Source organism: Pseudomonas sp. RtIB026, from assembly GCF_016861355.2.
Lineage (GTDB): Bacteria > Pseudomonadota > Gammaproteobacteria > Pseudomonadales > Pseudomonadaceae > Aquipseudomonas > Aquipseudomonas peradeniyensis.
On sequence record NZ_AP023348.2, the window covers coordinates 890,606 to 915,097 of the forward strand.

Annotated in this window: 22 protein-coding genes; 8 read left to right on the forward strand and 14 right to left on the reverse strand. The window is 65.2% G+C overall.

The window, feature by feature from the left end:
- Positions 1–2 precede the first annotated feature (2 nt).
- The gene (locus PRtIB026_RS04085) at positions 3–1,220 is read left to right on the forward strand and encodes a 2-octaprenyl-3-methyl-6-methoxy-1,4-benzoquinol hydroxylase (RefSeq protein WP_203652568.1); all 1,218 of its coding nucleotides are present in this window, start codon (positions 3–5) and stop codon (positions 1,218–1,220) included.
- 33 nt (positions 1,221–1,253) lie between these two features.
- Here the strand turns inward: PRtIB026_RS04085 and PRtIB026_RS04090 are convergent, their stop codons facing one another.
- A complete protein-coding gene (locus tag PRtIB026_RS04090; RefSeq protein WP_203648824.1) occupies positions 1,254–2,054 on the reverse strand; it encodes a phosphatase PAP2 family protein in 801 nt (266 codons plus the stop codon).
- Between the two features lie 108 nt (positions 2,055–2,162).
- On the opposite strand from PRtIB026_RS04090, the gene hslO reads away from it, so the two are divergent.
- The 3 genes from hslO (at position 2,163) to PRtIB026_RS04105 (ending at position 5,437) form a co-directional block, all read left to right on the forward strand.
- Positions 2,163–3,065, forward strand: coding sequence for an Hsp33 family molecular chaperone HslO (gene hslO, locus PRtIB026_RS04095; RefSeq protein ID WP_203648815.1), 903 nt, complete (start codon positions 2,163–2,165; stop codon positions 3,063–3,065).
- Positions 3,066–3,244: 179 nt separating this feature from the next.
- Positions 3,245–4,786 carry a phosphoenolpyruvate carboxykinase gene (locus tag PRtIB026_RS04100; protein WP_186712112.1) on the forward strand — a complete coding sequence of 514 codons (1,542 nt, stop codon included), beginning with the start codon at positions 3,245–3,247 and terminating at the stop codon, positions 4,784–4,786.
- 216 nt (positions 4,787–5,002) lie between these two features.
- Entirely contained in the window at positions 5,003–5,437 is a 435-nt protein-coding gene (locus PRtIB026_RS04105; protein WP_186712110.1) for an acyl-CoA thioesterase, read from the forward strand.
- On the opposite strand, the gene PRtIB026_RS04110 is transcribed toward PRtIB026_RS04105, so the two are convergent.
- The 5 genes from PRtIB026_RS04110 to fdhD all read right to left on the reverse strand — a co-directional run bounded on the left by PRtIB026_RS04110 (position 5,427) and on the right by fdhD (position 11,261).
- On the reverse strand, positions 5,427–6,083 hold the full coding sequence (locus PRtIB026_RS04110) for a response regulator (RefSeq protein WP_203648805.1): 657 nt from the start codon (positions 6,081–6,083) through the stop codon (positions 5,427–5,429). The genes PRtIB026_RS04105 and PRtIB026_RS04110 overlap by 11 nt on opposite strands.
- A gap of 118 nt (positions 6,084–6,201) precedes the next feature.
- Positions 6,202–7,011: a CheR family methyltransferase gene (locus PRtIB026_RS04115; protein WP_203648802.1), complete on the reverse strand. Its 810-nt coding sequence runs from the start codon at positions 7,009–7,011 to the stop codon at positions 6,202–6,204.
- A 209-nt stretch (positions 7,012–7,220) separates the two neighbouring features.
- On the reverse strand, positions 7,221–7,700 hold the full coding sequence (locus tag PRtIB026_RS04120) for a glycine zipper domain-containing protein (protein ID WP_050703337.1): 480 nt from the start codon (positions 7,698–7,700) through the stop codon (positions 7,221–7,223).
- 379 nt (positions 7,701–8,079) lie between these two features.
- Positions 8,080–10,425 carry an FdhF/YdeP family oxidoreductase gene (locus PRtIB026_RS04125; protein ID WP_203648800.1) on the reverse strand — a complete coding sequence of 782 codons (2,346 nt, stop codon included), beginning with the start codon at positions 10,423–10,425 and terminating at the stop codon, positions 8,080–8,082.
- A gap of 8 nt (positions 10,426–10,433) precedes the next feature.
- Positions 10,434–11,261: a formate dehydrogenase accessory sulfurtransferase FdhD gene (gene fdhD, locus PRtIB026_RS04130; protein WP_203648788.1), complete on the reverse strand. Its 828-nt coding sequence runs from the start codon at positions 11,259–11,261 to the stop codon at positions 10,434–10,436.
- Between the two features lie 175 nt (positions 11,262–11,436).
- On the opposite strand from fdhD, the gene lysM reads away from it, so the two are divergent.
- Positions 11,437–11,877, forward strand: coding sequence for a peptidoglycan-binding protein LysM (gene lysM / locus PRtIB026_RS04135; protein WP_028689196.1), 441 nt, complete (start codon positions 11,437–11,439; stop codon positions 11,875–11,877).
- A gap of 111 nt (positions 11,878–11,988) precedes the next feature.
- Here lysM and yrfG read toward each other — a convergent pair whose 3' ends face one another.
- On the reverse strand, positions 11,989–12,651 hold the full coding sequence (gene yrfG, locus PRtIB026_RS04140; RefSeq protein ID WP_203648781.1) for a GMP/IMP nucleotidase: 663 nt from the start codon (positions 12,649–12,651) through the stop codon (positions 11,989–11,991).
- Positions 12,652–12,715: 64 nt separating this feature from the next.
- Here yrfG and nudE point away from each other — a divergent pair, with 64 nt between their 5' ends.
- Complete coding sequence (gene nudE / locus PRtIB026_RS04145) at positions 12,716–13,282, forward strand: ADP compounds hydrolase NudE (RefSeq protein ID WP_028689194.1); 567 nt, start codon at positions 12,716–12,718, stop codon at positions 13,280–13,282.
- The gene (gene cysQ / locus PRtIB026_RS04150) at positions 13,279–14,106 is read left to right on the forward strand and encodes a 3'(2'),5'-bisphosphate nucleotidase CysQ (RefSeq protein ID WP_203648779.1); all 828 of its coding nucleotides are present in this window, start codon (positions 13,279–13,281) and stop codon (positions 14,104–14,106) included. The genes nudE and cysQ overlap by 4 nt, the downstream gene beginning before the upstream one ends.
- Before the next feature lie 112 nt (positions 14,107–14,218).
- On the opposite strand, the gene PRtIB026_RS04155 is transcribed toward cysQ, so the two are convergent.
- From PRtIB026_RS04155 to rfbB, 7 genes are read right to left on the reverse strand one after another with little or no spacing between them, the layout of a single operon-like run.
- Entirely contained in the window at positions 14,219–14,674 is a 456-nt protein-coding gene (locus PRtIB026_RS04155) for a YiiD C-terminal domain-containing protein (protein WP_203648777.1), read from the reverse strand.
- Complete coding sequence (locus tag PRtIB026_RS04160) at positions 14,671–16,077, reverse strand: sigma-54-dependent transcriptional regulator (protein ID WP_203648775.1); 1,407 nt, start codon at positions 16,075–16,077, stop codon at positions 14,671–14,673. Before PRtIB026_RS04160 ends, PRtIB026_RS04155 begins: the two co-directional genes overlap by 4 nt.
- Positions 16,074–17,888: a sensor histidine kinase gene (locus PRtIB026_RS04165; protein ID WP_232854834.1), complete on the reverse strand. Its 1,815-nt coding sequence runs from the start codon at positions 17,886–17,888 to the stop codon at positions 16,074–16,076. The genes PRtIB026_RS04160 and PRtIB026_RS04165 overlap by 4 nt, the downstream gene beginning before the upstream one ends.
- A gap of 39 nt (positions 17,889–17,927) precedes the next feature.
- Positions 17,928–18,788: a dTDP-4-dehydrorhamnose reductase gene (gene rfbD / locus PRtIB026_RS04170; protein ID WP_203648766.1), complete on the reverse strand. Its 861-nt coding sequence runs from the start codon at positions 18,786–18,788 to the stop codon at positions 17,928–17,930.
- Complete coding sequence (rfbC, locus tag PRtIB026_RS04175) at positions 18,785–19,330, reverse strand: dTDP-4-dehydrorhamnose 3,5-epimerase (protein ID WP_186712097.1); 546 nt, start codon at positions 19,328–19,330, stop codon at positions 18,785–18,787. Before rfbC ends, rfbD begins: the two co-directional genes overlap by 4 nt.
- The gene (gene rfbA / locus PRtIB026_RS04180; protein WP_203648764.1) at positions 19,327–20,202 is read right to left on the reverse strand and encodes a glucose-1-phosphate thymidylyltransferase RfbA; all 876 of its coding nucleotides are present in this window, start codon (positions 20,200–20,202) and stop codon (positions 19,327–19,329) included. Before rfbA ends, rfbC begins: the two co-directional genes overlap by 4 nt.
- Positions 20,199–21,281 carry a dTDP-glucose 4,6-dehydratase gene (gene rfbB / locus PRtIB026_RS04185; protein WP_203648756.1) on the reverse strand — a complete coding sequence of 361 codons (1,083 nt, stop codon included), beginning with the start codon at positions 21,279–21,281 and terminating at the stop codon, positions 20,199–20,201. The genes rfbA and rfbB overlap by 4 nt, the downstream gene beginning before the upstream one ends.
- A gap of 187 nt (positions 21,282–21,468) precedes the next feature.
- Here rfbB and PRtIB026_RS04190 point away from each other — a divergent pair, with 187 nt between their 5' ends.
- Positions 21,469–24,369: an aminotransferase gene (locus PRtIB026_RS04190; RefSeq protein ID WP_203648754.1), complete on the forward strand. Its 2,901-nt coding sequence runs from the start codon at positions 21,469–21,471 to the stop codon at positions 24,367–24,369.
- Positions 24,370–24,492: the final 123 nt, after the last annotated feature.

Below are 24,492 nucleotides of genomic sequence, written 5' to 3' on the forward strand. Positions count from 1 at the left end.
AAATGCGCGCAGATCTGTTGATTGTCGGTGCCGGTATGGTCGGCAGCGCCCTGGCCCTGGCCTTGCGCCACAGTGGTCTGGAGGTTCTCCTGCTCGACGGCGGGCCGATGACGGTCAAGCCGTTTGACGGCGAGGCACCTTTCGAACCACGGGTCAGTGCCCTGTCGGCCGCCAGCCAGCGCATTCTCGAGCGCCTCGGCGCCTGGGACGGCATCGCCCGGCGGCGTGTCTCGCCGTACTCGGACATGCATGTCTGGGACGGCAGCGGCACTGGCGAGATCCATTTCTCCGCGGCCAGCGTGCATGCCGAGGTGCTGGGTCATATCGTCGAGAACCGCGTGGTCCAGGATGGCCTGCTGGAGCGTCTGCACGACAGCGATGTCGGGCTGCTGGCCAACGCTCGCCTGGAGCAACTGCGCCGCTCCGGTGATGAGTGGCTGCTGACCCTGGCCGATGGGCGCAAGCTGCGCGCGCCGCTAGTGATCGCCGCCGATGGCGCCAACTCGGCGGTACGCCGCCTGGCCGGCTGCGCCACCCGTGAGTGGGACTACCTGCATCATGCCATCGTCACCAGCGTGCGCTGCAGCGAGGCACACAGGGCCACGGCCTGGCAGCGTTTCACCGACGAAGGCCCGCTGGCGTTCCTGCCGCTCAGCCGCGATGGCCGTCAGGACTGGTGCTCGATCGTCTGGTCGACCACGCCGGAACAGGCCGAGCAGGCCATGGCGATGGACGACGCGGCCTTCCGTCAGGCTCTTGAGCGGGCTTTCGAGGGGCGTCTGGGCGATGTGCTGGAGGCAGATCCGCGGGTCTGCGTGCCGCTGCGCCAGCGCCATGCCAAGCGCTACGTGGAGGAGGGGCTGGCGCTGATCGGCGATGCGGCTCACACCATCCACCCATTGGCCGGGCAGGGGGTCAACCTGGGCTTTCTCGACGCCGCGGTGCTGGCCGAGGAACTGGTCCGTGCCTGCGAGCGTGGCGAGCGCCTGGCCGATGTGAAGGTGCTGAGCCGCTTCGAGCGGCGACGGATGCCGCACAACCTGGCGTTGATGGCGGCGATGGAGGGCTTCGAGCGTTTGTTCCAGGCCAATCCGCTGCCCCTGCGCTGGCTGCGCAACAGCGGCTTGAAGCTGGTAGAGCAGATGCCCGAGGCCAAGGCGCTGTTCGTGCGTCAGGCCCTGGGGTTGTCCGGGGACTTGCCGGAGCTGGCCAGGGCTTGAGGGCCGGGGCCGCCTGGCGGCCCCGGCAATGGATCAGGCGGTGCGCATCACGCTCATGCGCCCGACCAACGGCAGCTTGCCGAGCAGGCCGAACAGCGGCACCGTCCAGCGCACCAACGCCTCGCTGGCCTTGGCCGCCAGGGGCGTGTGGCAGCTCCAGCCCAGTGCCAGCACCGCCATCAACAGGCCGCCGATGTAGTCGTCCTGCCCCCAATGGGCGCCGGCCACCAAGCGCGGCAGCATGAACAGCAAGGCCAGTGCCCAGATCACCAGATGCTGCACCAGGCGACGGCTGAACAGGCTCATGAACAGCGCCCAGATCAGCAGCACCGAGGCGTGGTCACCCGGGAAACTCTGGCTGGAGCGGTCCTTCAGTTCCCACTTCGCTTCCATGTGCGGATAGAAGTCGCTCAGGTGCACGGCGTCGTCGAACACCATCGACGGGCTGTTGTGTTGCCAGCCCATTGCGCTGACCCACTTGGAAAACAGCGCGCGAATCACCACTAAGAGGAGTAGGGTCACCAAAAAGCCGAAAAAAGCCTGGCGCGCTTGGGTAGCCTTGAATACCCAATCGCCGCGGATCAGCAGCGACAGCATGATCAGGCCGACCAGGATGTCGAAGGGGCGCAGGCTGCCGACTGCCCAGATCGACCGCCAGACCAGGTTGTCGGCCAGTGGCGCATTGAGGCTGTGGAACAGCCATTCGTCGAAAGTCAGGCACAGGATCTGGCCAACGGGCCACAACCAGAAACACAGTAGTGCGATGGGCAGCAGGGTGCAGGCTGCCAACGGTCCCCAGGACCACCTTGCTTGGAACAGTGGTCGATTGTCCATAAAATACCTCGATATCCAGCAGGAAGTGAGCGCCTCGTGAGCGCTCTGCGACGGACCTTTCGGTCTCCTGTAATTATTTTGTAATCATTTTTAGAAAGCCAGACAACCATGAGCGACTTGCCAGATACCGATTTCACTCAACGCTTCCTGTTCGACGACCGCGACGTGCGCGGCGAGATGGTCGCGCTGGAACGCAGCTACGCCGAGGTGCTGGCCAAGCACGTCTACCCGCAGCCGGTAAAGCATCTGCTCGGTGAACTGATGGCCGCCGCCGCGCTGCTGGTCGGCACCCTGAAGTTCGACGGGCTGCTGGTGCTCCAGGCGCAGTCCCAGGGCCCGGTGCCGCTGCTGGCCATCGAGTACACCAGCGAGCACGACATCCGTGGCCTGGCGCGCTATGAAGCCGAGCAGATCAAGGCGGATGCCAATCTGGCCGACCTGATGCCGGGCGGTCACCTGGTGCTGACCATCATTCCGGTCAACGGCCAGCGCTACCAGGGCACGGTCGAGCTGGACGGCAAGGACCTGTCGGAGTGCTTCACCAACTACTTCGTCATGTCACAGCAGGTGAACACCTGCATCTCCCTGGCCGCCGATGGTGCTCGCGCCCGTGGCCTGCTGGTGCAGCAACTGCCGGCCGAGATCCACAAGGACAGCGAGGACCGCGAGGAAAGCTGGGCTCACGTCAAGGCCCTGGCCAACACCGTGAAGACCGAGGAACTGCTCGGCCTGGACAACGAAACCGTGCTGCACCGCCTGTACCACGAGGACGCGGTTCGCCTGTTCGATATCCAGCCGCTACGCTTCCGTTGCAGCTGCTCGCGCGAGCGTTCCGCCAACGCCCTGGTCAGCCTCGGCGAGCAGGATGCCAAGGCGCTGGTGGCCGAATGCGGCGGCCAGGTCGAGATCGATTGCCAGTTCTGCAACGAGCGCTATCTCTTCGATGCAAGCGATGTCGCGCAATTGTTTGCCGGTGGCGGCACCGAGGCGCCGTCAGAAACTCAGCACTGAAACGGTTAACTACAGGAAAAACTCCTGTCGAATTGCGCAAAAACGCAGTTCTGACAGGAGGGGCCTACTTTTTTTGGGCGTTTCTGGCATAATCCGGCCACTTTTTTCGCTGTAGTAGTTTTTTCGAGACGACTACAAAACGTTTGGAGCACTCGGCCTCGGGCCGGATGGGGTATCTCATGACGCAAGCCAACAACACCGTGTACACCGACCTGAGCGTCGATGAGCTGGTAAAAGAAGCGCTGTCCCGCGGTGAAGGCGTGCTGGCCGATACTGGCGCGCTGGTGGTGGAAACCGGTCATCGCACCGGCCGTTCGCCGGCTGACCGTTTCATCGTCGAAGAACCGTCCACCCAGGACCAGATTGGCTGGGGCCCGATCAACCGCAAGTTCCCGGCCGACAAGTTCGATGCCCTGTGGGACCGCGTCGAGGCGTTCAACAACGCCCAGGATCACTTCGTTTCCTACGTTCACGTAGGCGCTGCGGCCGAGCACTACCTGCCGGTCAAGATGACCACCCAGACCGCCTGGCAGAACCTGTTCGGCCGTTGCCTGTTCATCAACCCCGAGCAGTACAACCCGGCTGGCCGTGGTGAGTGGCAGATCCTCAACGTTGCCAACTTCGAGTGCGTGCCTGAGCGTGACGGCACCAACTCCGATGGCTGCGTGATCATCAACTTCGCCCAGAAGAAGGTGCTGATCGCCGGCATGCGTTACGCCGGTGAAATGAAGAAAGCCATGTTCTCGGTGCAGAACTTCCTGCTGCCGGCCGCCGACGTGCTGCCGATGCACTGCGCCGCCAACATCGGCGAAGAGGGTGACGTCACCCTGTTCTTCGGCCTGTCCGGCACCGGCAAGACCACCCTGTCGGCCGACGAAAGCCGTTACCTGATCGGTGACGACGAGCACGGCTGGGGTGAGGGCGTGGTCTTCAACATCGAAGGCGGTTGCTATGCCAAGTGCATCGACCTCTCCGAGAAGAACGAGCCGGTCATCTGGAAAGCCATCAAGCACGGCGCGGTGCTGGAAAACGTCGTGATCGACGCCAACAAGCACGCCGACTACGCCGACGTGAGCCTGACCCAGAACAGCCGTGCCGCCTATCCGTTGGCGCACGTCGAGAAGGTCTCGGCAGAGAACCTGGGCGGCGAGCCGAACGCGGTCATCTTCCTGACCTGCGACCTGACCGGCGTACTGCCTCCGGTGTCGATCCTGAACAACGAGCAGGCGGCCTACCACTTCCTGTCCGGCTACACCGCGCTGGTCGGTTCCACCGAAATGGGTTCGGGCGGCGGCATCAAGTCGACCTTCTCCACCTGCTTCGGCGCACCGTTCTTCCCGCGTCCGGCCGGCGTTTACGCCGAACTGCTGATCAAGCGTATCAAGGCGTTCGGTTCCAAGGTCTACCTGGTCAATACCGGCTGGACCGGTGGTGGCTACGGCGTCGGCAAGCGCTTCAGCATCCCGACCACCCGTGGCGTGATCGCTGCCATCCAGAGCGGCGCTCTGGTCGGTGCCGAAACCGAGCACCTGGACATCATCAACCTGGACGTGCCGAAGGCTGTTCCAGGCGTCGAGACCGAACTGCTCAACCCACGCAACACCTGGGCTGACAAGGCTGCCTACGACGAAGCCGCCAAGGGCCTGGCCACGCTGTTCACCGAGAACTTCAAGAAGTTCGACGTTTCCGACGCCATCAAGGCCGCTGGTCCGCAGCTCTAAGCGGCTGCCGGTTCGGAAGAAAAGCCGCCCTTCGGGGCGGCTTTTTCGTATCTGAAAGCCCGCTTTGGGTGCTGTGTCTACTGAGGCTATCGCAGGGAAGGCCAGCTCCTACAGGATTTACACACCGTTCCTGAAGGTTTGTCGGATAGCCGCATCAATACAGCACGGCCAGAATCTGTTTCACTTGCAGGGCACCCACCAGAAAGCAGATGCCTCATGACAGAATCCCCCCAACGCTCCGCCTTCTCTCATTTTCACCCCATCCTTACGCGCCCGCAGGACAACGACCATAACGGTCACCTCGCCGGCGCCACCGTGCATGCCTTCTTCGAAACCGCCATCCAGGCCTTCCTGGTCGAACAGGCCGAGCTGGACCTGCGCGACGGTGAGCTGGCCGGCTTCGTCGTCAGCTCGGCGGCGGACTTCTTCGCCTTGCCGGGCTTTCCCGACGTGCTCGAGGTGGGCCTGGGCGTGACACGCCTGGCGGGCAGTACCGTGGAGTTCCGCCTGGCGCTGTTCCGCCCGGGCGAGGCCGAGGCCTGCGCGGCGGGGAGTGTGGTGCAGGTGTTCATCGAGCGGGCCTCGGGGCGTCCTGTGGCGCTACCGGAGACGCTGCAGCTGATCCTCGCCGGGCTGTCGCTCAATCGTTGAGGCGAATGATCCCCTCGCGCACGGCGAACAGCACCAGGCCGGGCACGTCGTGGATCTGCAGGCGGTGCATGATCTGCGAGCGGTGAGCCTCGACGGTCTTGATGCTCAGGCCCAGGCCGTCGGCGATGGAGCGAGTGGTCTCGCCACGGGCGATCAGGCGCAGGATCTCCAGTTGGCGGGTGGTCAGCGGCGGTGTCTGGACCTGACTGACGACGCGCTTGCGGCTGTGCTTCAGGGCCTGGCCGATGACCATCGGCAGCACCGCCGACGACAGGTACTGGCCGCCACCACGCAGGGTCTGCAGGGCCTGCTCCAGTTCGCTTACCGTGGCGCTCTTGAGCAGGAAGCCATGGGCGCCCAGTTGCAGGCAGCTCATCACATGCTCGAGCTCCGAGCGTGGCGAGAACATCAGCACCCGGCAGGCAGGGGCGCGGATGAACAGCTCCTGCAGGGCCTGCTGGCTGTCCAGCTCGCCGCTCATGTCGAGCACCACGATGTCCGGCTTGAGTTTTTTCGCAAGGCTCACGGCCGTCATGGCATCGCCGGTGTCGCCCACCACGACGAAATCTTTCTTCTGTTCAAGCAGGGCACGCAGGCCGGCGCGGAAGAGCGGCGAGTGATCGGCAAGCAGGATTCGGCAGGGCATGGATAAGGGCCTGTTTCGCAAGGGAAGGGGGGCGGCAGGCCTGCTCGATCCGAAAGCGCACTGCCGCGCGGTTGCGCGATCAGTCCTTGTCTGCCGATGGGCGCGGCAGTGCCTCTTATCATAGGCGTTCGAACACCGACGGCAGTAGTGGACGCAGGGGCAGGCCCAGGGCGTGGACGCTCTCGCTGTGACCGATGATCATCAGGCCACCGGGGCGCAGGTGTGCCAGCAGGCGCTGGAGTACCTCGTTCTTGTACCGTGGCGCCAGGTTCGACAACAGGTTGCGCAGCAGGATGACGTCGAAGCGGCCGAGCTGTTCGGGCAGGGGCCGGATCAGGTTGAGCGCCTCGAAGCGCACCTGCTCGCGCAGGGCCGCCGTGACCCGCAGCCGGCCAGCCATCTCGTCGACGCCGCACAGGCAGTGGCGGGCCAGCCAGCCTTCGGGGAAGTAGCGTGCCTGGGCGATGTCGTAGATGCCGGCAGCGGCGGTCTCCAGCAGTTGTGGGTCGAAGTCGCTGGCCAGCACCTGCCAGTCGGGATGGCGGGCGTTTTCGGCGGCGACCATGGCCAGGCTCCAGGCTTCCTCCCCGGTGGCGCAGGCGGCGCTCCACAGGCGTGCGGGGTGGTCGAGGTCGGCCAGCCAGCGGGCCAGGCATTCGAAGTGGCGATGCTCGCGAAAGAAGTAGCTGTCACGGGCGACCAGCAGGCGCAGCAGGTGCTCGTGCTCCTCCGCGCCCCGGGGGCTGTCGAGCAGGGCGAGGTAGCGCTCGAAGTCCGCCAGGCCCAGGGCCTTGAGGCGCTTGTGCAGGCGCGCCGCGACCACGGCACGGCGATCGTCGGCCAGTTGCACGCCGGTGGCCTGCACGACCCGCTGGCGAATCGACGCAAAGCTGGCTTCGCCGAGCAGTGGCGGGCGACGACCGGGCATCCTTCAGCCTCTCCTGGCCCGGGGCAGACAGACGGGGTCGGTGATGATCGTGCGCATTCCCTGCGTCCTGTGCTTGATCGAAACAGCGATGATAACTAGTGGCTAGTGGCCTCCATATCGGGGCAGCCCCTAATCCTCTGGCGGGTATGCAAACGAAAAGGCCCTGCCGATGAGGGCAGGGCCTTAGGTCTCAGGCGTAAGCCTGGCCATCAGTCATGGCGCCAGTGGCGCTTGTGCTTGCGATGGCCGTAGTGGTGGCCGCGGTCGTAGTAGCGGCGATCGTCGTAGTCGCGACGGTAGCGACGTTCGTGGCGTTCGTCTTCGTCGGCCTTGTTGCCCATGTAGTTGCCCAGTGCGCCACCGGCGCCACCACCGGCGGCTGCGCCGATGTAGCTACCGGTGGTGCCGCCCACGGAGCGACCCACCACGTTGCCGCCTGCGGCGCCCAGTGCGCCACCGATGGCCGCTTCGCCACGCTGGCGCTTGTCGGCACCCAGCGCACCGCCGGCCGCGCCGCCCAGACCGGCACCGATGGCGCCACCGGTGCTACCGCCGATGGAGTTGCCCACCACGGAGCCCAGTACCCCACCCAATGCGCCGCCAATGCCGGCTTCGGTGGTGCCGCCTGCCATGGCAACGCCGCTGAGCAGACCAAAAGACAACAACAGAATCGAGGAGTACTTCTTCATCAAGAGAGCCTCAGAGGGATGACGAAGCGGAATTTGAGGCTCGCCGAGGCGCCTGGCAATCGGAATCCGACGAGTAGCACGAGTTGTACACAATTCTCTAAGTTATTGAATTATGTATGAAACTTTCTCGATTTTCGGTTGTCTGAGCTATTTATGACGAAGCCCTGAACCGTTGCGGAACAGGGCTTTTTTGTGGGCAATTGCTCGGAATCTGCGCTTGCCCTTGTAGGAGCGGCCTTGTGCCGCGAAAGGGGTGCGAAGCGCCCCCACGATTTGTGCATCAAGCAGATATCGCCGGGGCCGCTGCGCGGCCCTTTCCGGCCGGTCCGACGCCTCGGCAAGGCCGCTCCTACAGGGATCGCGCATAGCCCAATCTTGCTCAGATGATGCGCCCGTCGTCCCGCGCCCGCTCCAGCTTGATGGCGATGAACTTCGACGTCGGCGTATGGCTGCCGTCGCCGATGCTTTCCAGCGGCACCAGCGGGTTCACCTCCGGGTAGTAGGCCGCCGCCTGGCCGGCGGGAATGTCGAACGCCAGCAGGGTGAAGCCATGCACCCGGCGCACATGCTCATCGCCCCACAGCGACACGATGTCGACCTTCTGCCCTGGCTGGAAGCCCAGGCGGACGATGTCGGCTTCGTTGACGAACAGCACGTCGCGCTGGCCGCGCACGCCGCGGTAGCGGTCGTCCATGCCATAGATGGTGGTGTTGTACTGATCGTGCGAACGCATCGACTGCATGATCAGGTCCGGCAACTGGCCGCTGGCGCGCACGCGCTCGTCGAGCAGGCTGTCGGGCAGCAGGTTGGCCTTGAAGTTGGCACGGCCGCTGGCGGTCTTCCACTGGCGGCTGCCGGCGCTGTTGCCCAGATAGAAGCCGCCGGGCAGGCGCAGGCGTTCATTGAAGTCGGCAAAGCCGGGGATGGTGTCGGCGATCAGGTCGCGGATGCGCGCGTAGTCGGCCACCAGCCAGTGCCAGTCCACCGGCTGCTTGCCCAAGGTGGCGGCGGCGATGCCAGCGACCACGGCCGGCTCCGAGCGCATCTGCCGGGACAGCGGCTTGAGCTGGCCGTTGGAGGCATGGACCATGCTGAACGAGTCCTCCACCGTCACCGCCTGCGGGCCTTCGCCCTGCAGGTCGATATCGGTGCGGCCCAGGCACGGCAGGATCAGCGCTTGCTTACCGTGAACCAGGTGGCTGCGGTTGAGCTTGGTGCTGATGTGCACGGTCAGCTCGCAGTTGCGCAGCGCCTGCGCGGTGCGCTCGGTGTCCGGCGTGGCCTGGGCGAAGTTGCCGCCCAGGCCGATGAACACCTTGGCCCGGCCGTCGAGCATGGCGTGGATCGCCTCGACGGTGTTGTGGCCGTTGTGGCGCGGCACCGGGAAGCCGAAGCGCTTTTCGAGGGCGTCGAGCAGGAAGACTGGCGGGCGTTCGTTGATGCCCATGGTGCGGTCGCCCTGCACGTTGCTGTGGCCGCGCACCGGGCACAGGCCGGCGCCCGGCACGCCGAGGTTGCCGCGCAGCAGCATCAGGTTGACGATTTCCTGGATGGTCGGCACCGAATGGCGGTGCTGGGTGATGCCCATGGCCCAGCACATGATCACCCGCTTGCCTTTGCAGTACATGCGCGCCGACAGTTCGATGTCGGCCAGGGTCAGGCCCGATTGCGCCTGGATCTGCTCCCACGGGGTGGCATCGACCGCAGCCAGGTACTCGTCCACGCCATGGCCGTGCTCGGCGATGAAGGCATGGTCGAAGATCGCCGGCTCGCCCTTGGCCTGGGCTTCACGCTCCCACTGCAGCAGGAACTTGGCCATGCCGCGCAGCAGCGCCATGTCGCCGCCCAGGGCCGGGCGCAAGAACGCCGTGTTGGTCGGGCGGTCAGTGTTGGTCAGCATCTCCAGCGGGTTCTGAGGGTGCTGGAAACGCTCCAGGCCACGCTCCTTGAGCGGGTTGACGCAGACCACCTGGGCACCGCGCTTCACCGCGTCACGCAGTGGGTCGAGCATGCGTGGGTGGTTGGTGCCGGGGTTCTGACCCAGGACGAAGATCGTGTCGGCGTGCTCGAAATCGTCGTAGGTGACCGTGCCCTTGCCCACGCCGACGCTTTGACCCAGCGCCACGCCACTGGCCTCGTGGCACATGTTCGAGCAGTCGGGGAAGTTGTTGGTGCCGTAGGCGCGCACGAACAGCTGGTACAGGTACGCCGCCTCGTTGCTGGCCCGGCCGGAGGTGTAGAACTCGGCCTGATCAGGGCTGGACAGGTTGTTCAGGTGACGGGCGATCAGGGCGAAGGCCGCGTCCCAGTCGATCGGCTGGTAGCGGTCAGTGACCGGGTCGTAGATCATCGGCTCGGTCAGGCGGCCCTGGTACTCGAGCCAGTAGTCGCTCTGCTCGAGCAGCGCGCTGACGCTGTAGCGGGCGAAGAACGCCGCATCGACGCGACGCTTGGTGGCCTCCCAGTTGACCGCCTTGGCGCCGTTTTCGCAGAACTTGACCATGCCGCTTTCGGGCGAGTCGCCCCAGGCGCAGCCGGGGCAGTCGAAGCCGCCGTTCTGGTTGGTCTTGAGCAGGGCGCGGATGTTCTTCAGGGCGTTGTCGCTGCCCACCCAGGCCTTGGCCACGCTGCGCAGCGCGCCCCAACCGCCGGCGGGTCCGGGGTAGGGCTTGTAGCGAGGGGTGGAGGCGGGGGCGTTGTCTGGCAGTTTTTCGTAGGAGGTCACGGCTGTTGCTACTCCGCCGCTGGGCTGAACACCCGCGGTGCACTGTGTTTGGGCAGATGGATAAGGTTGAGGTTGTGCTTGCGCGCCCATTGCAGGGCCAGGCCCGTGGGCGCGGAGAGGCTGACCAACGTCTGGATGCCGGCGCGCAGGACTTTCTGGATCAGCTCCAGGCTGCAGCGGCTGGTGACGATGGCCAGGCCGCCGGTGGTGTCGATGCGCTGGCGCAGCAGGGCGCCGATCAGCTTGTCCAGGGCGTTGTGCCGGCCGATATCCTCGCGACCCAGCAGCAGCTGGCCGTCGCGGTCCATGAACAGCGCCGCGTGCACCGCGCCGCAGTGCTGGCCGAGGGGCTGGAAGGCGTCGATGCGCTGGCGCAGGTCCTTCAGCCAGTGCGCGGGCGGCAGCGGCGCGCCAGGCAGCACGTCCAGCTCGGGCAATGCCTGCTCCAGGGCCTCGACGCCGCACAGGCCGCAGCCGCTGGTGCCGGCCAGCTGACGGCGCTGGTTCTTCAGGTTCCAGAAGGCGCGGCTGGAGATCTCCAGGTCGGCATACAGCGCCGAGCCGCTGCCGGAGAGCTTCACGTCGTAGATTTCTTCGGTACCGGCGACGATGCCACTGCCCACGCTGAAGCCCACGGCGAAGTCTTCCAGGTCGGTCGGGCTGACCAGCATCACCGCCTGGTTCAGGCCGTTGTAGACGATGGCCAGGGCCACTTCCTCGGCCAACGGCGTGCTTTCGCGAGCTGTGTCGGTGAGCTGGACGTAGTCGTAGGTGTTACTGGCGGCGGGCAGCGCAAAAGACGTGGACGCCGCGCAGACCGGTGGCTTGCTGTTCATCGGGGCGAATACCGGCTGGCAGTTTGACCCCACAAGCCTAGGCCCCTGTGCCGGTGGCGTCTAATCGCTAGCGTCTATGCCGTGATAGAGCGCGTCGATTGGTCGCAGTGGGGCGGGATGAGGGATCCTGGCCTAGACTCCTGCTTCCATGGATTCACCATCAAAGGAGCGCCACATGAGCCTGTTCAGTTTCGTGAAGGAAGCCGGCGAGAAGTTGATCGACCTGCTGACGCCGGGCAATGCCAATGCCGAGGAACAGTTGAAGAAGCACGTCCAGGACGTTGGCCTGGGTAACCCGAACATTTCGGCCACTGTAGAGGGTGACAAGGTCATTCTCAAGGGCGAGGTGGCCAGCCAGGAAGAGAAGGAGAAGATCATACTGGCCGCCGGCAATATCGCGGGGGTGGCTTCGGTGGATGACCAGATCACCGTCACCGGGCCGGTGGCCCAGGCGGCGCGGTTCGTCGAGGTCGAGAAAGGCGACACCCTGAGCGCCATCTCCAAACGGGTCTATGGCGATGCCAACAAGTACCAGAAGATCTTCGAGGCGAACAAGCCGATGCTGAAGGATCCCAACAAGATCTATCCGGGGCAGGTGCTGCGTATTCCGGATTAATCTTCATCGCCTGATCCGGCTCTTTCGCGGGTAAACCCGCTCCCACAGGTACTGCACCACATTCAAGGACTGTGCAACTCCTGTGGGAGCGGGTTTACCCGCGAGAGGCCCTCACAGGCCAACCAGTAACTCCCGGTAATCCTCGACCGCCGCAAACTCCTGGGTATCCCGAGGCTCCGCCCGACTATCCGGCTGGCGCACCGCCAGCAGATGCCCCACCCCGTACCGCCGGGCACTGCGCAGAATCGCCAGGGTGTCGTCGATGAACAGGCTGCGCGCCGGTTCGAAGCCGATATCCGCGTGCAACGCGTCCCAGAACTGCGGGCTCTCCTTCGGATACCCATAGTCATGCGAACTGATCAGCCGTTCGAAGTACGGCGCCAGTTCCACCCGCTCCAGTTTCAGCGACAGTGAATCGCGATGCGCATTGGTGATCATCACCACCCGCTTGCCCGCCTTGCGCACGGCCGCGAGGAAGGTGTCGGCATCCGGCTTGAGGGCAATAAGGTCGGCGATCTCCTGTTTCAGCTCGCGGATCGGCAGGCGCAGCTCACGGCTCCAGAAGTCCAGGCAGTACCAGTTGAGTGTGCCGGCATGCTGTTCGAACAGCGGGCGCAGCTCAAGCTCGGCCATGGCCCGGCTGACGCCATGCAACTCGGCGTAGCGCTGGGGCAGGTGCTCCAGCCAGAAGCGGTTGTCGTAGTGCAGGTCGAGCAGGGTACCGTCCATGTCCAGCAGGACGGTATCGATGGCGGACCAGGGAAGAACGGGCATGGGAAATTCTCGATCAGTCGGCAAGCCACGGTATAGTAACCCGTTCACGCCAAGGAGCCGCCCCATGCGCCAGAAACCCACCGTCCTCAGCCGCGAGATCGTCGCCAGCAGCCGCCTGTTCCGGGTCGAGGCCGTGCAGTTGCGCTTTTCCAACGGCACCGAGCGCACCTACGAGCGATTGGTCGGTCGTGGCAACGGTTATGGCGCGGTGATGATCGTGGCCATGCTCGATACCGAGCACGCGGTGCTGGTCGAGGAATATTGCGGCGGGACCGATGAATACGAGCTGTCCCTGCCCAAGGGCCTGATCGAGCCGGGCGAGGACGTGCTGGCTGCCGCCGACCGGGAGCTCAAGGAAGAGGCCGGGTTCGGCGCACGCCAGCTGGAGCACCTGACCGAGCTGTCGCTGTCGCCCGGCTACATGAGCCAGAAGATCCAGGTGGTGCTGGCCTCGGACCTGTACGAAGAACGCCTGGAGGGTGACGAGCCCGAGCCGATGCGGGTCGACAAGGTCAACCTGCGCGAGCTCTCGGCCCTGGCCATGCACCCGCAGTTCACCGAAGGTCGGGCGCTGGCGGCGTTGTACCTGGCCCGTGACCTGCTGATCCAGCGTGGGGTGCTGAGCGTATGAACGATCGGCAATTGATGCAGGACGTGGTGAATCTCGCCCGTTCGGCCGGCGAGGCGATCCTGCCGTTCTGGCGCGCCGATGTGGCCGTGACCAGCAAGGCCGACGATTCGCCGGTGACCGCTGCCGACCTGGCGGCTCATCGGGTGATCGTGGATGGGTTGCAGGCGCTGGCACCGCAGATCCCGGTGCTGTCCGAGGAAGATTGCGAGATTCCGCTGGCCACCCGCCAAGGCTGGCAGCGCTGGTGGCTGGTCGATCCGCTGGATGGCACCAAGGAGTTCATTGCCGGGAGCGAGGAGTTCACCGTCAATATCGCGCTGATCGAGAACGGCGAGGTGGTGTTCGGGGTGGTGGCGATGCCGACCAATGGCCGCTGTTATTTCGGCGGGCGCAACCTGGGGGCCTGGCGTGTGGAGCGTGATGGCGGTGCGCAGCCGATCCAGGTACGCAACGCGCCACCGCAGGGGGCGAAGTTTACCGTCGTCGCCAGCCGTCGGCATTCCAGCCCGCAGCAGGAGGCCCTGCTGGCCGGGTTGAGTGGTGCGGTGGGTGAGCTGGAGCTGGCCAATATCGGCAGTTCGCTGAAGTTCTGCCTACTGGCCGAAGGCAGTGCCGACTGTTATCCGCGGTTGGCGCCGACCTCGCAGTGGGATTCGGCGGCTGCGCAGGGCGTGCTGGAAGGGGCCGGGGGTGAGGTGATCGGGCTGGATGGGCTGGCGTTCCGGTATCCGGCGCGGGAGTCGTTGCTCAATCCGTTTTTCCTGGCGTTGCCCAAGGCTGCCGGTTGGCGGAAGGCGTTGGTTGAGCTGGTGGACGCTATCTGAGCTTGAGATAGCTGGGGCTGCTTTGCAGCCCTTTCGCGGCACAAGGCCGCTCCTACAGGGGATCACGTTTCCCTGTAGGAGCGGCCTTGTGCCGCGAAGGGCCTCCAAGCTTTCAGCGATGCAACACGTACTGCCCGCTGAACCTCACCGCAGGCTCGTCGCTACCCTCGTTGCTCACCACCGTCTCCAACGTCAGCCGCGCCCGCCCGCGACGCTGGTACATCGTCAGGAACCGCTCCCAGGTCTTCTCGTCCGGCGCCGGGCACTGTGCCACCGCCGTACCGGTAACCGGCAGCGGATAACTGATCTGCCCTTCCTGGATGACGATATGCCCGTCATCGATCCCCAGCTCGCGCAGGCGCAGGTGCAGCCAGCCCCAGCCCACCAACACCGCGCCGCAGTACAGGCTGCCGCCGAACATGGTGCTTTTGTGGTTGACGTTGGGGGCCAGCGGCAGCTTCAGGCGCAGACAGTGCCGCTGCCAATCGATGACTTCCATCCCCATCTCGCGGGTCAGGGGAATATCACTGTGCAACACGGATTGCAGGTACTGGCTGTCGGTGCTCATGGACGGTTGTCCTCCTGGTCGTCGTGCCCGCCGCCGCCGTCGAAGCTCAGGCCATGCTTGCGCAGCTTGTCGTGCAGGGTCTTGCGCGGGATGCCGAGGGCTTCGGCGAGGCTGCGCATCGAGTTGTGCGGTTGGCCCAGCTCGGCGGCGATCAGCGAGCGTTCGAACTGCTCGACCTGCTCGCTGAGGTTGCCGGTTGGCACGGGCACCTGGATGTCATGGGTCGCCGCGGGCGCCTGGCCATCGAGGGCCAGCTCAAGGCCCAGGGCGAAGCGTTCGGCTGCGTTCTGCAGTTCGCGCACGTTGCCCGGCCAATCGTGGCGCAGCAGCACGGCGCGCTGCGCCGGTTGCAGGCTGTGGGGCGGCAGGCCGTGGCGCTCGCTGGCGGCGTCGGCGAAGTGCTGGAACAGCACGAGGATGTCATCGCCGCGCTCGCGCAACGCGGGAATACGCAGCGGCGCGACGTTGAGGCGGTAGTACAGGTCGGCGCGGAAGCGGCCCTGGTCGGCAGACTGGCGCAGGTCTTCCTTGGTCGCGGCAATGATGCGGATATCCAGCGGGATCAGCTGGTTGCCGCCCAGGCGTTCGACAACCCGTTCCTGCAGCAGGCGCAGCAGCTTGACCTGCACATCCAGGCTCATGCTCTCGATCTCGTCGAGGAACAGTGTGCCGCCGTTGGCGAACTCGAACTTGCCGATCCGGCGTTTCTGCGCCCCGGTGAAAGCCCCGGGCTCGTGGCCGAACAGCTCGCTCTCGACCACGGACTCGGCCAGGGCGCCGGCGTTGATCGCCACGAACGGGCCGTCGCGGCGGCTCGACAGGTCGTGCAGGGCACGGGCCACCACCTCCTTGCCGGCGCCAGTCTCACCGAGGATCAGCACGTCGGCGCGGGTCCCGGCGAGGGCGCCGATCTGCTCGCGCAGGCGCTGCATGCCCGGCGACTGGCCGACCAGGCGCGTGGCCAGCTGCTGGCGGTCGCTCAGGGCCAGGCGCAGGCTGCGGTTGTCCAGCACCAGGCGGCGCAGGGCCAGGGCACGGCGCACGCTGTCGAGCAGGGCGTCGCTGGCGAAGGGCTTTTCGAGGAAGTCGTAGGCGCCGGCGCGCATTGCCTGCACCGCCAGCGGCACATCGCCGTGGCCGGTGATCAGCAGTACCGGCAGCTCGTTGTCGCGGGCATGCAGTTGTTCCAGCAGTTGCAGGCCATCGATGCCGGGCATGCGGATATCGCTGACCACCACCCCTGGCCAGTCTTCCTCGATGCGCCCGGCCAGGCCCTGGGCGTCGGCCAGGGCCACGACCTTGAGCCCGGCCAGGTCCAGGGTCTGGCTCAGGGCCTGGCGCAGGTGCGGGTCGTCGTCGACCAGGAGCACCTGGGCGTGGCTGTCGATCAGTGTCTCGGTCATGCCGAGGTGTCCTCCGAAGATTGCAGGTTGGCGCCGGGCTTGGCCACGCGCAGTTTCAGCGTCAGCAGGGCACCGCCTTCCGGGTGGTTGCCCAGCAGCAGCTCGCCGCCCAGCGCATGCATCAGGCTTTCACAGATGGCCAGGCCCAGGCCCAGGCCCTGGGTGCGGGTCTTGGTGGTGAAGAACGGTTCCTTGGCGTGCTCCAGGGCCTGGCGGCTGAAGCCGGGGCCATTGTCGCGGATGTACAGGTAGACGCAGTCATCCTGGCGTTCGGCACTCAGCCACAGCCTGCGTGGGTTGGCTTTCTCGGTGAGGGCATCGAGGGCGTTGGCCAGCAGGTTTCCCAGCACCTGGCGCAGGCGGGTCTCGCCGGCCTGCACCCACAGGGTAGCCTCGGGCAGGTCGCGCACCAGTTCCACGGCCATGGCCCGGCGGCGCTTGGCCAGCAGCGCGAGGGCGTCGTCCAGGGCCGGTTGCAGGGCCACGCTTTCCGGGGCGTGCTGGTCGCGGCGGGCGAAGGCGCGCAGGTGGGCGATGATCGAGGCCATGCGCCCGGTCAGCTCGCCGATCAGCTTGAGGTTGCCGCGCACGTCCTCGGTGCGCTGATGATCAAGCAGGATCTCGGCGTTCTCGGCGTAGCTGCGGATGGCCGCCAGCGGCTGGTTCAGCTCGTGGCTGATGCTGGCCGACATGGTGCCGAGCACCGACAGCTTGCCGGCCTGGACCAGTTCGTCCTGGGCGCGCACCAGCTCTTGCTGGGCGCTTTCGCGCTCGAGTACCGCGCTCTTGAGTCGGGTGTTGAGGCCTTCGAGGTCGGCGGTGCGTTCGATCACGCGGTTTTCCAGCTCCTGGCGGGCACGGGCCTCGAAATCGATACGGTCGATGTAGTGGCGACGGCGCTGCATCACAAGGCCGGCCAGGAGCATGGTCACCAGCAGCGCGCCGCCGCCGATGGCCATGACCGTCTGCACCGAGCGGTCGACCAGCAGGCGCGGGGCGAGGATGCTCACCTGCCAGCCGGTTTCCTTGATGTCGCGGGTCTGGATCAGCCAGGCGGCCTGGTCGAGGGTCAGCGGCTGCGGCGCCTGGGTCGGGTAGGGCTGGATGGCGACGATGGCCTGGCGCTCGGCCGCGGTCAGCTCGCGGGTGGCGCGAAAGCGCCAGTCCGGGCGCGAGGTGAGCACCACCACGCCGTTCTGGTCGGTCAGCAGCAGTTGTTCCGGAGTGCGGCCCCAGAGGGTTTCGGTGTGATCGAGATCGACCTTGACCACCAGCACGCCGATCACCTTGTCGCGGTCGTGCACGGCGGCGGCGAAGAAGTAGCCGCGCTTGGCCGAGGTGGTGCCTTGGCCGAAGAAGCGCCCCAGGCGGCCCTCCATTGCTTCGATGAAGTAGGGGCGGAACGAGAAGTTGCGGCCGACGAAGCTGTCCTGCTTGTCCCAGTTGGAGGCGGCCAGGGTGTTGCCGCTGACATCCATCAGGTACATCACCTCGGCGCCGGTTTGCTGGGTGATGTGCTTGAGCAGGCGGTTGGCGTTGGTCACCGCCTCGAGGCGCAACGGGTCGGCCAGCACGCTGCGCAGCGCCGGCAGGTCGCCGAGGATCTGCGGCAGGGTTTCATAGCGGTGCAGGGTGCCCAGCAGGTTGGCGACGTAGAGGTCGAGGGTCTGGCGGTTCTGCGAAGCCAGTTCGTCCTGATAGTAGCGCTCGGCCAGGTGGTGCAGCGGCCACAGCAGCGGGGCCAGGCACAGCGCCAGCAGGGCCAGGCTGCGCCAGCGGGGGCGGCGGGGAGGCGTGGGTCTTGGGATCATTGCGATAATGGCGCCAGTAGGATCTGGCGCAATTATGCGCTACTTGAGGCAGTCGATGAGTGCATCGTGCCAGTGTGGCTGGCTGACCTGCCATTCGCGGGCCAGGCGCGAACAGTCCAGGCGCGAGTTGAGCGGTCGCTTTGCCGGTGTCGGGTATTCGCTGGAAGGGATCGGCAGCAATTCGGCGCAGGGCAGGCCACGGATCTTGAGCTGTTCGCCGATGGCCTGGGCGAAGCCGAACCAGGAGGTTTCACCCTGGGCGGTCAGGTGGTAGGTGCCCCAGGCGCCGGCCTGGCCGTTCTGCCAGCGCTCGATCAATGCACGCGTACTGGCTGCAATTGTGGCTGCCCAGGTCGGGGCGCCGATCTGGTCGTCCACCACTTTCAGTTGAGCGCGTTCCTGAAGCAGGCGCTGCATGGTCAGCAGGAAATTGCGCCCATGCAGCGAATAGACCCAGCTGGTGCGCAGGATCAGGTGTTCTGCGCCTGCTGCGCGGATCGCCTGTTCTCCGGCCAGCTTGCTGCGTCCGTAGATTCCCAGGGGGTTGGGCGCGTCGTCCTCGTCGTATGGCGTGGCCTTGCTGCCGTCGAAGACATAGTCGGTGGAGTAGTGGATCAGTGGCACGCCAAGGCGTGCGGCTTCCTCGGCCACTATTCCTGGCGCCTCGGCATTGATGGCGAAGGCCAGTTCCGGCTCGTTCTCTGCCTGATCCACCGCAGTGTGTGCCGCCGCATTGATGATCAGGTCGGGGGTCTGTCGGCGCAGTGGTTCGCGCAGCTGTTCCGGTCGGGCCATGTCGAACTGGTCGCGGCCAACCAGGCACACCTCGCCCAGTCCGGCCAGGGCGCCCTGCAACGCCTGGGCAACCTGGCCATTGTGGCCGCAGACAAGGATTTTCACGGGAACAGCTCCGCATCCTTGAACAATTTGCCGGCCTGGTCCTTGGCGGACAGGATCGGTGCTTCCAGCAGGCCCCAGTCGATCGCCAGCTGAGGGTCATCCCAGCGGATGCAGCGTTCGGCGCTCGGGGTGTAGTAATCGGTGGTTTTATAGAGGAAGTCGGCCGACTCGCTCAGCACCAGGAAGCCATGGGCAAATCCTGGTGGTATCCAGAATTGACGGTGCTCCACGGCGCTCAGTCGCGTCGCGACCCACTTTCCACAGGTAGGTGAGCTTTGCCGCAGGTCCACGGCGACGTCGAGGACCTCGCCCTGCATGACCCGCACCAGTTTCCCCTGGGGATTGTCGATCTGGTAGTGCAGGCCGCGCAACACGCCCTTTTGCGAGCGTGAGTGGTTGTCCTGCACGAAGTTCACGTCAACGCCAGCCTTGTCGGCAAAATCCCGTGCGTTGAAGCTTTCGAAGAAGAAGCCACGGCTATCACCAAAAATCTTCGGTTCGATGATCAGAACATCCGGGATGGCCGTGGCGATGATATTCATGGGGTCTCTTCTATCAATTTACTGAGGTACTGTCCGTACCCCGTCTTCTTAAGTTCTTCGGCCTTCTTCTGCAATTCTTGACGGCTGATCCAGCCTTTCTGATAGGCGATCTCTTCCAGGCACGCGATTTTCAATCCCTGCAGGTGCTCGATGGTCCGCACATACTGGGAAGCTTCCAGGAGGCTGTCGTGGGTGCCGGTGTCGAGCCATGCAAGGCCGCGCCCCAGGCGCTCCACGCGCAGGTCGCCACGCTCCAGGTAGGCGTTGTTGATGTCGGTGATCTCCAGTTCGCCGCGTGGGGAGGGTTTGACCCCCTTGGCAATCTTCACCACATCGTTGTCGTAGAAGTACAGGCCGGTAACCGCGTAGCTGGACCTTGGCTTGGCTGGCTTTTCTTCGATCGACAAGGCCCGGCCATTGCCGTCGAACTCGACCACGCCGAAGCGCTCGGGGTCCTTGACCCAGTAGCCGAACACCGTGGCGCCGGCCTGGTGCTTGACCGCGCGCTGGAGCTGTTCGCTGAAACCCTGGCCATGGAAGATGTTGTCGCCCAGGATCAGGCATACCGAGTCGTTGCCGATGAACTCCTCGCCAATCAGGAAGGCCTGGGCCAGGCCGTCGGGTGACGGTTGCTCGGCATAGCTGAGGTTGATGCCGAACTGGCTGCCGTCACCGAACAGCTGGCGGTACTGCGGAAGGTCGGCGGGCGTGGAGATCAGGAGGATATCGCGGATACCCGCCAGCATCAGGACAGAGACCGGATAGTAGATCATCGGTTTGTCGTAGATGGGCAGCAGCTGCTTGGAGGTGGCCAGTGTGATCGGGTGCAGGCGAGTGCCGGAGCCGCCGGCGAGGATGATGCCCTTGGTCATGCGATCGAATCCTTGTAATCGTTGTTGCCCAGTCGTTCACGCTGATAGCTGCCATCCTGGACATGGCGGCACCATTCAAGGTTGTCCAGGTACCACTGGACGGTCTTGCGCAGGCCTGTCTCGAAGGTTTCCTCGGGAACCCAGCCCAGTTCGCGCTCGATCTTGCTGGCGTCGATGGCATAGCGCTGGTCGTGGCCCGGGCGATCCTTGACGAAGGTGATCAGGTCAGCGTAGTTCGCAATTCCTGCAGGGTGTTGCGGAGCCAGCTCCTCGAGCAGGGCACAGATGCCGCGCACCACATCGATGTTCTTCTGCTCGTTGTGGCCACCGATATTGTAGGTTTCGCCGACCTCGCCTTCGCTCACCACCTTGAACAGCGCGCGGGCGTGATCTTCGACGAACAGCCAGTCACGCACTTGCAGGCCATCGCCATAGACCGGCAGCGGTTTGCCTTCGAGGGCGTTGAGAATGACCAGTGGAATGAGCTTCTCGGGGAAGTGGAACGGCCCATAGTTGTTGGAGCAGTTGGTCAGCAGCACCGGCAACCCGTAGGTACGGTGCCAGGCGCGGACCAGGTGGTCGGAGGCCGCTTTGCTCGCCGAATAGGGCGAGCTGGGGGCGTAGGGCGTGGTTTCGGTGAACAGGTCGTCGACCCCGTGAAGGTCACCGTAGACCTCGTCGGTGGAAATGTGATGGAAGCGGAAAGCTTTGCGCTCCTCGTCGTCCAGCGTATTCCAGTAACCCCGGGCAGCCTCCAGCAGGCTGTAGGTGCCGACGATGTTGGTCTGGATGAAGTCCGAAGGACCGTCGATGGAGCGATCCACATGCGATTCCGCCGCCAGGTGCATGATGGCGTGTGGCTGGAACCGGGCGAGCACAGCACTGACGGCGGCCTGGTCGACGATATCGACCTGGGCGAACTCATAGCGCGAATTGCTGGCGATGCTCGACAGTGATTCCAGGTTGCCTGCATAGGTTAGCTTGTCGAGATTGAGGACTTCATGCTCGGTATTGCTGATGAGGTGGCGTACCAGGGCCGATCCGATGAAACCGGCTCCCCCGGTAATGAGAATACGCATGTCGGATTCCCTTTCCTTCCATTAATGACGGTGGCTAACGGGCTCACAGCTTGTCGGCTGACAAGGCGGGAGGCAAGTTGAATGCGCCGGGTTGCATGTCCAGCGCGACGAAACGCCAATTGTACGCTGCCAGCTTGCCAATTTGCCTGCCTGGTGGCGTCATACAAGAAAAACGAGGTTTTTCGCCATGCCGCTTTCCACCCTGATCCAGCGCTCCAGCTTGCCCGCTCCTTCGCTCAGCGAGGCCCGGGCCCATGCCTTGCTGCGGGCGCATTACGATCTGGAGGGAGACCTGCAGTCGCTGGGCAGCCAGCAGGACCTGAACTTCCAGGTCGATGGCCGCGATGCGCGTTATGTGCTCAAGGTCTGTCACGGCAGCTACGCCAAGGTGGAGCTGGAGGCCCAGCATGCCGCGTTGGGTCATCTGCGCGAACGCGCATTGCCGGTACCTGCGGTCCGACGGGCCATCGACGGCGAGGATCTGCTGGCGCTGGATATCGATGGCCAGGCTCTACGCGTGCGTTTGCTCGATTTTATCGACGGTCAGCCGCTGACCCGCCTCAAGCACATGGCCCCGCGGTTGATGGCCGGGATGGGGGCGCTCTGTGCCAAGGTCGACAGGGCCTTGGCCGATTTCGATCACCCAGGGCTGGAGCGCACCCTGCAGTGGGACCCGCGGCACGCTCAAGCGCTGATCCAGTACCTGTTGCCGGTGTTACAGGATGCCCGACGTCGCGAGCAGGTGGCACAGGTCGCCGAGCTCGCAGCCACTCGCCTGCAACCGCTGGTCGAGCAGTTACCGGTCCAGGCCGTGCACCTGGACATCACCGACGACAACGTGGTCTGGGCCCGTGATGACCAGCGGCAGTGGCAGGTGCAGGGCGTCATCGACTTCGGCGACCTGCTGCGCACCTGGCGCATCGCCGACCTGTCGGTAACCTGCGCCGCCTTGTTGCATCATGCCGAGGGCGACCCGTTGCGCATCCTGCCAGCGGTCAGCGCCTATCACGCGGCGAACCCGTTGCAGGAGGTTGAGCTGCGCGCCTTGTGGCCGCTGGTGCTGAACCGCGCCGCGGTGCTGGTGCTCAGTAGCGAGCAGCAGCTGGCGATCGACCCGGACAACCAGTACACCCGCGACAACATCGACCATGAATGGGAGATCTTCGACACCGCCTGCGCCGTGCCCGCCGCGCTGATGGAGGCGGCGATCCTGCAGGCGGCGGGCCAGGTGCCCGTGACGCCGGACATGAGCGCTTGCGCCGCGTTGCTGCCGAGTCTTGCCGGGCAGCCGGTCGCCCGGGTCGACCTGGGCGTGCTCAGCCCCCTCTGCGAGGTGGGCAATTGGGAGCAGCCGGGCTTCGACCAGCGCCTGCTCGCCGCCCAGCCGGGGCCGGCGTGCAGCCTCCATGGGCAGTACCGCCTGTCGCAAACCCATATCGATCGGCCCGAAGAGCCGGCCACCTGTGCCCTGGGCGTGGAGCTGAGCCTGCTGCCCGGCAGCGCGCTGCAAGCACCCGAGGCCGGTATCTGGCAGCGCACCGGGGATGGTCGTGGCTGCCTGCGAACCGCACACTGGAGCCTGTGGCTCGCTGGCCTGGAAGAGACGCCGGCCGATGGCCAGGCGCTGCTCAAGGGGCAGGCGCTGGGCGCGACCTGTGGCTTCCTCAGCGTGCAGCTGTGCCTGGATGCCGATACCCGCCCACCGTTCTTCGCCACCCCGTCCCATGCCGCCGCCTGGCTGGCCCTGTGCCCGTCACCGCGCTCCCTGCTGGGCTTTGACTGCGACGCCGAGCCGCTGGCCGACCCGCAGGCGCTGCTGGCCCGTCGCGATGCCAGCTTCGCCCGCTCGCAGAAGCATTACTACGCCCAGCCGCCACATATCGAGCGCGGCTGGCGCAACTACCTGATCGACATGCAGGGCCGCTCGTACCTCGACATGCTCAACAACGTCGCGGTGCTTGGCCATGGCCATCCGCGCATGGTCGCCGAGTCGGCGCGCCAGTGGTCGCTGCTCAACACCAACTCGCGCTTCCACTACGCGGCCATCGCCGAGTTCTCCGAGCGCTTGCTGGAAGTGGCCCCGGAAGGCTTTGACCGGGTGTTCCTGGTCAACAGCGGCACCGAGGCCAACGACCTGGCGATCCGCCTGGCCTGGGCCTACAGCGGCGGGCGCGACCTGCTCAGCGTGCTGGAGGCCTACCACGGCTGGTCGGTGGCCACCGACGCGATCTCCACCTCCATCGCCGACAACCCCCAGGCTCTGGAGACCCGTCCGGACTGGGTACACCCGGTGGAGGCACCGAACACCTTCCGCGGGCGCTACCGGGGCGCCGACAGCGCCGCCGACTACCTGCGTGATGTCGATGCCAAGCTGGCCGACCTCGACGCCCGTGGCCGCCAGCTGGCAGGGATGATCTGCGAGCCGGTGTACGGCAACGCCGGGGGCATCTCGTTGCCGCCGGGCTATCTGCGCGAGGCTTATGCCAAGGTGCGCAAGCGCGGCGGGGTGTGCATCGCCGACGAGGTGCAGGTCGGCTATGGGCGCCTGGGCGAGTATTTCTGGGGTTTCGAGGAGCAGGGCGTGGTGCCGGACATCATCACCATGGCCAAGGGCATGGGCAACGGCCAGCCGTTGGGCGCGGTGATCACCCGGCGCGAGATCGCCGAGGCACTGGAGGCCGAGGGCTATTTCTTCTCCTCGGCCGGAGGCAGCCCGGTCAGTTGCCGCATCGGCATGGCGGTGCTGGATGTGATGCGCGACGAAGGGCTGTGGGACAACGCCCGTGACGTCGGCCGCCACTTCAAGGCACGCCTGCAGGCATTGGTCGATAAATATCCGCTAGCCGGCGCCGCCCACGGTTCCGGGTTCTACCTGGGGCTGGAACTGGTGCGCGATCGCCAGACCCTGGAGCCGGCGACCGAGGAGACCATGATCCTGTGTGATCGCCTGCGTGACCTGGGGATCTTCATGCAGCCGACCGGCGACTACCTGAACATCCTCAAGATCAAACCGCCGATGTGCACCACGCGGGCCAGCGTGGACTACTTTGTCGACAGCGTGGAGCGGATCCTGGGTGAAGGTTTGTGATATCGATTTTTATCGGATTTTGTGCGTCGTTTATACGAAAACGGTCTTGTCGATAACTTCTAAAGTCGATATTTATCGTTTATAAATGTCCGCTTTACCGTAGCCGGGACCGCGATGCGGTCC

Coding starts and splice junctions, on each gene's coding strand:
- hslO (WP_203648815.1), top strand. CDS start 2,163: ATGAGCGACTTGCCAGATACCGATTTCACTCAACGCTTCCTGTTCGAC.
- fdhD (WP_203648788.1), bottom strand. CDS start 11,261: ATGAACAGCAAGCCACCGGTCTGCGCGGCGTCCACGTCTTTTGCGCTG.
- lysM (WP_028689196.1), top strand. CDS start 11,437: ATGAGCCTGTTCAGTTTCGTGAAGGAAGCCGGCGAGAAGTTGATCGAC.
- nudE (WP_028689194.1), top strand. CDS start 12,716: ATGCGCCAGAAACCCACCGTCCTCAGCCGCGAGATCGTCGCCAGCAGC.
- PRtIB026_RS04165 (WP_232854834.1), bottom strand. CDS start 17,888: ATGATCCCAAGACCCACGCCTCCCCGCCGCCCCCGCTGGCGCAGCCTG.
- PRtIB026_RS04155 (WP_203648777.1), bottom strand. CDS start 14,674: ATGAGCACCGACAGCCAGTACCTGCAATCCGTGTTGCACAGTGATATT.
- rfbC (WP_186712097.1), bottom strand. CDS start 19,330: ATGAATATCATCGCCACGGCCATCCCGGATGTTCTGATCATCGAACCG.
- rfbA (WP_203648764.1), bottom strand. CDS start 20,202: ATGACCAAGGGCATCATCCTCGCCGGCGGCTCCGGCACTCGCCTGCAC.
- PRtIB026_RS04090 (WP_203648824.1), bottom strand. CDS start 2,054: ATGGACAATCGACCACTGTTCCAAGCAAGGTGGTCCTGGGGACCGTTG.
- PRtIB026_RS04160 (WP_203648775.1), bottom strand. CDS start 16,077: ATGACCGAGACACTGATCGACAGCCACGCCCAGGTGCTCCTGGTCGAC.
- PRtIB026_RS04190 (WP_203648754.1), top strand. CDS start 21,469: ATGCCGCTTTCCACCCTGATCCAGCGCTCCAGCTTGCCCGCTCCTTCG.
- PRtIB026_RS04115 (WP_203648802.1), bottom strand. CDS start 7,011: ATGCCCGGTCGTCGCCCGCCACTGCTCGGCGAAGCCAGCTTTGCGTCG.
- PRtIB026_RS04105 (WP_186712110.1), top strand. CDS start 5,003: ATGACAGAATCCCCCCAACGCTCCGCCTTCTCTCATTTTCACCCCATC.
- cysQ (WP_203648779.1), top strand. CDS start 13,279: ATGAACGATCGGCAATTGATGCAGGACGTGGTGAATCTCGCCCGTTCG.
- rfbB (WP_203648756.1), bottom strand. CDS start 21,281: ATGCGTATTCTCATTACCGGGGGAGCCGGTTTCATCGGATCGGCCCTG.
- PRtIB026_RS04100 (WP_186712112.1), top strand. CDS start 3,245: ATGACGCAAGCCAACAACACCGTGTACACCGACCTGAGCGTCGATGAG.
- yrfG (WP_203648781.1), bottom strand. CDS start 12,651: ATGCCCGTTCTTCCCTGGTCCGCCATCGATACCGTCCTGCTGGACATG.
- PRtIB026_RS04120 (WP_050703337.1), bottom strand. CDS start 7,700: ATGAAGAAGTACTCCTCGATTCTGTTGTTGTCTTTTGGTCTGCTCAGC.
- PRtIB026_RS04110 (WP_203648805.1), bottom strand. CDS start 6,083: ATGCCCTGCCGAATCCTGCTTGCCGATCACTCGCCGCTCTTCCGCGCC.
- PRtIB026_RS04085 (WP_203652568.1), top strand. CDS start 3: ATGCGCGCAGATCTGTTGATTGTCGGTGCCGGTATGGTCGGCAGCGCC.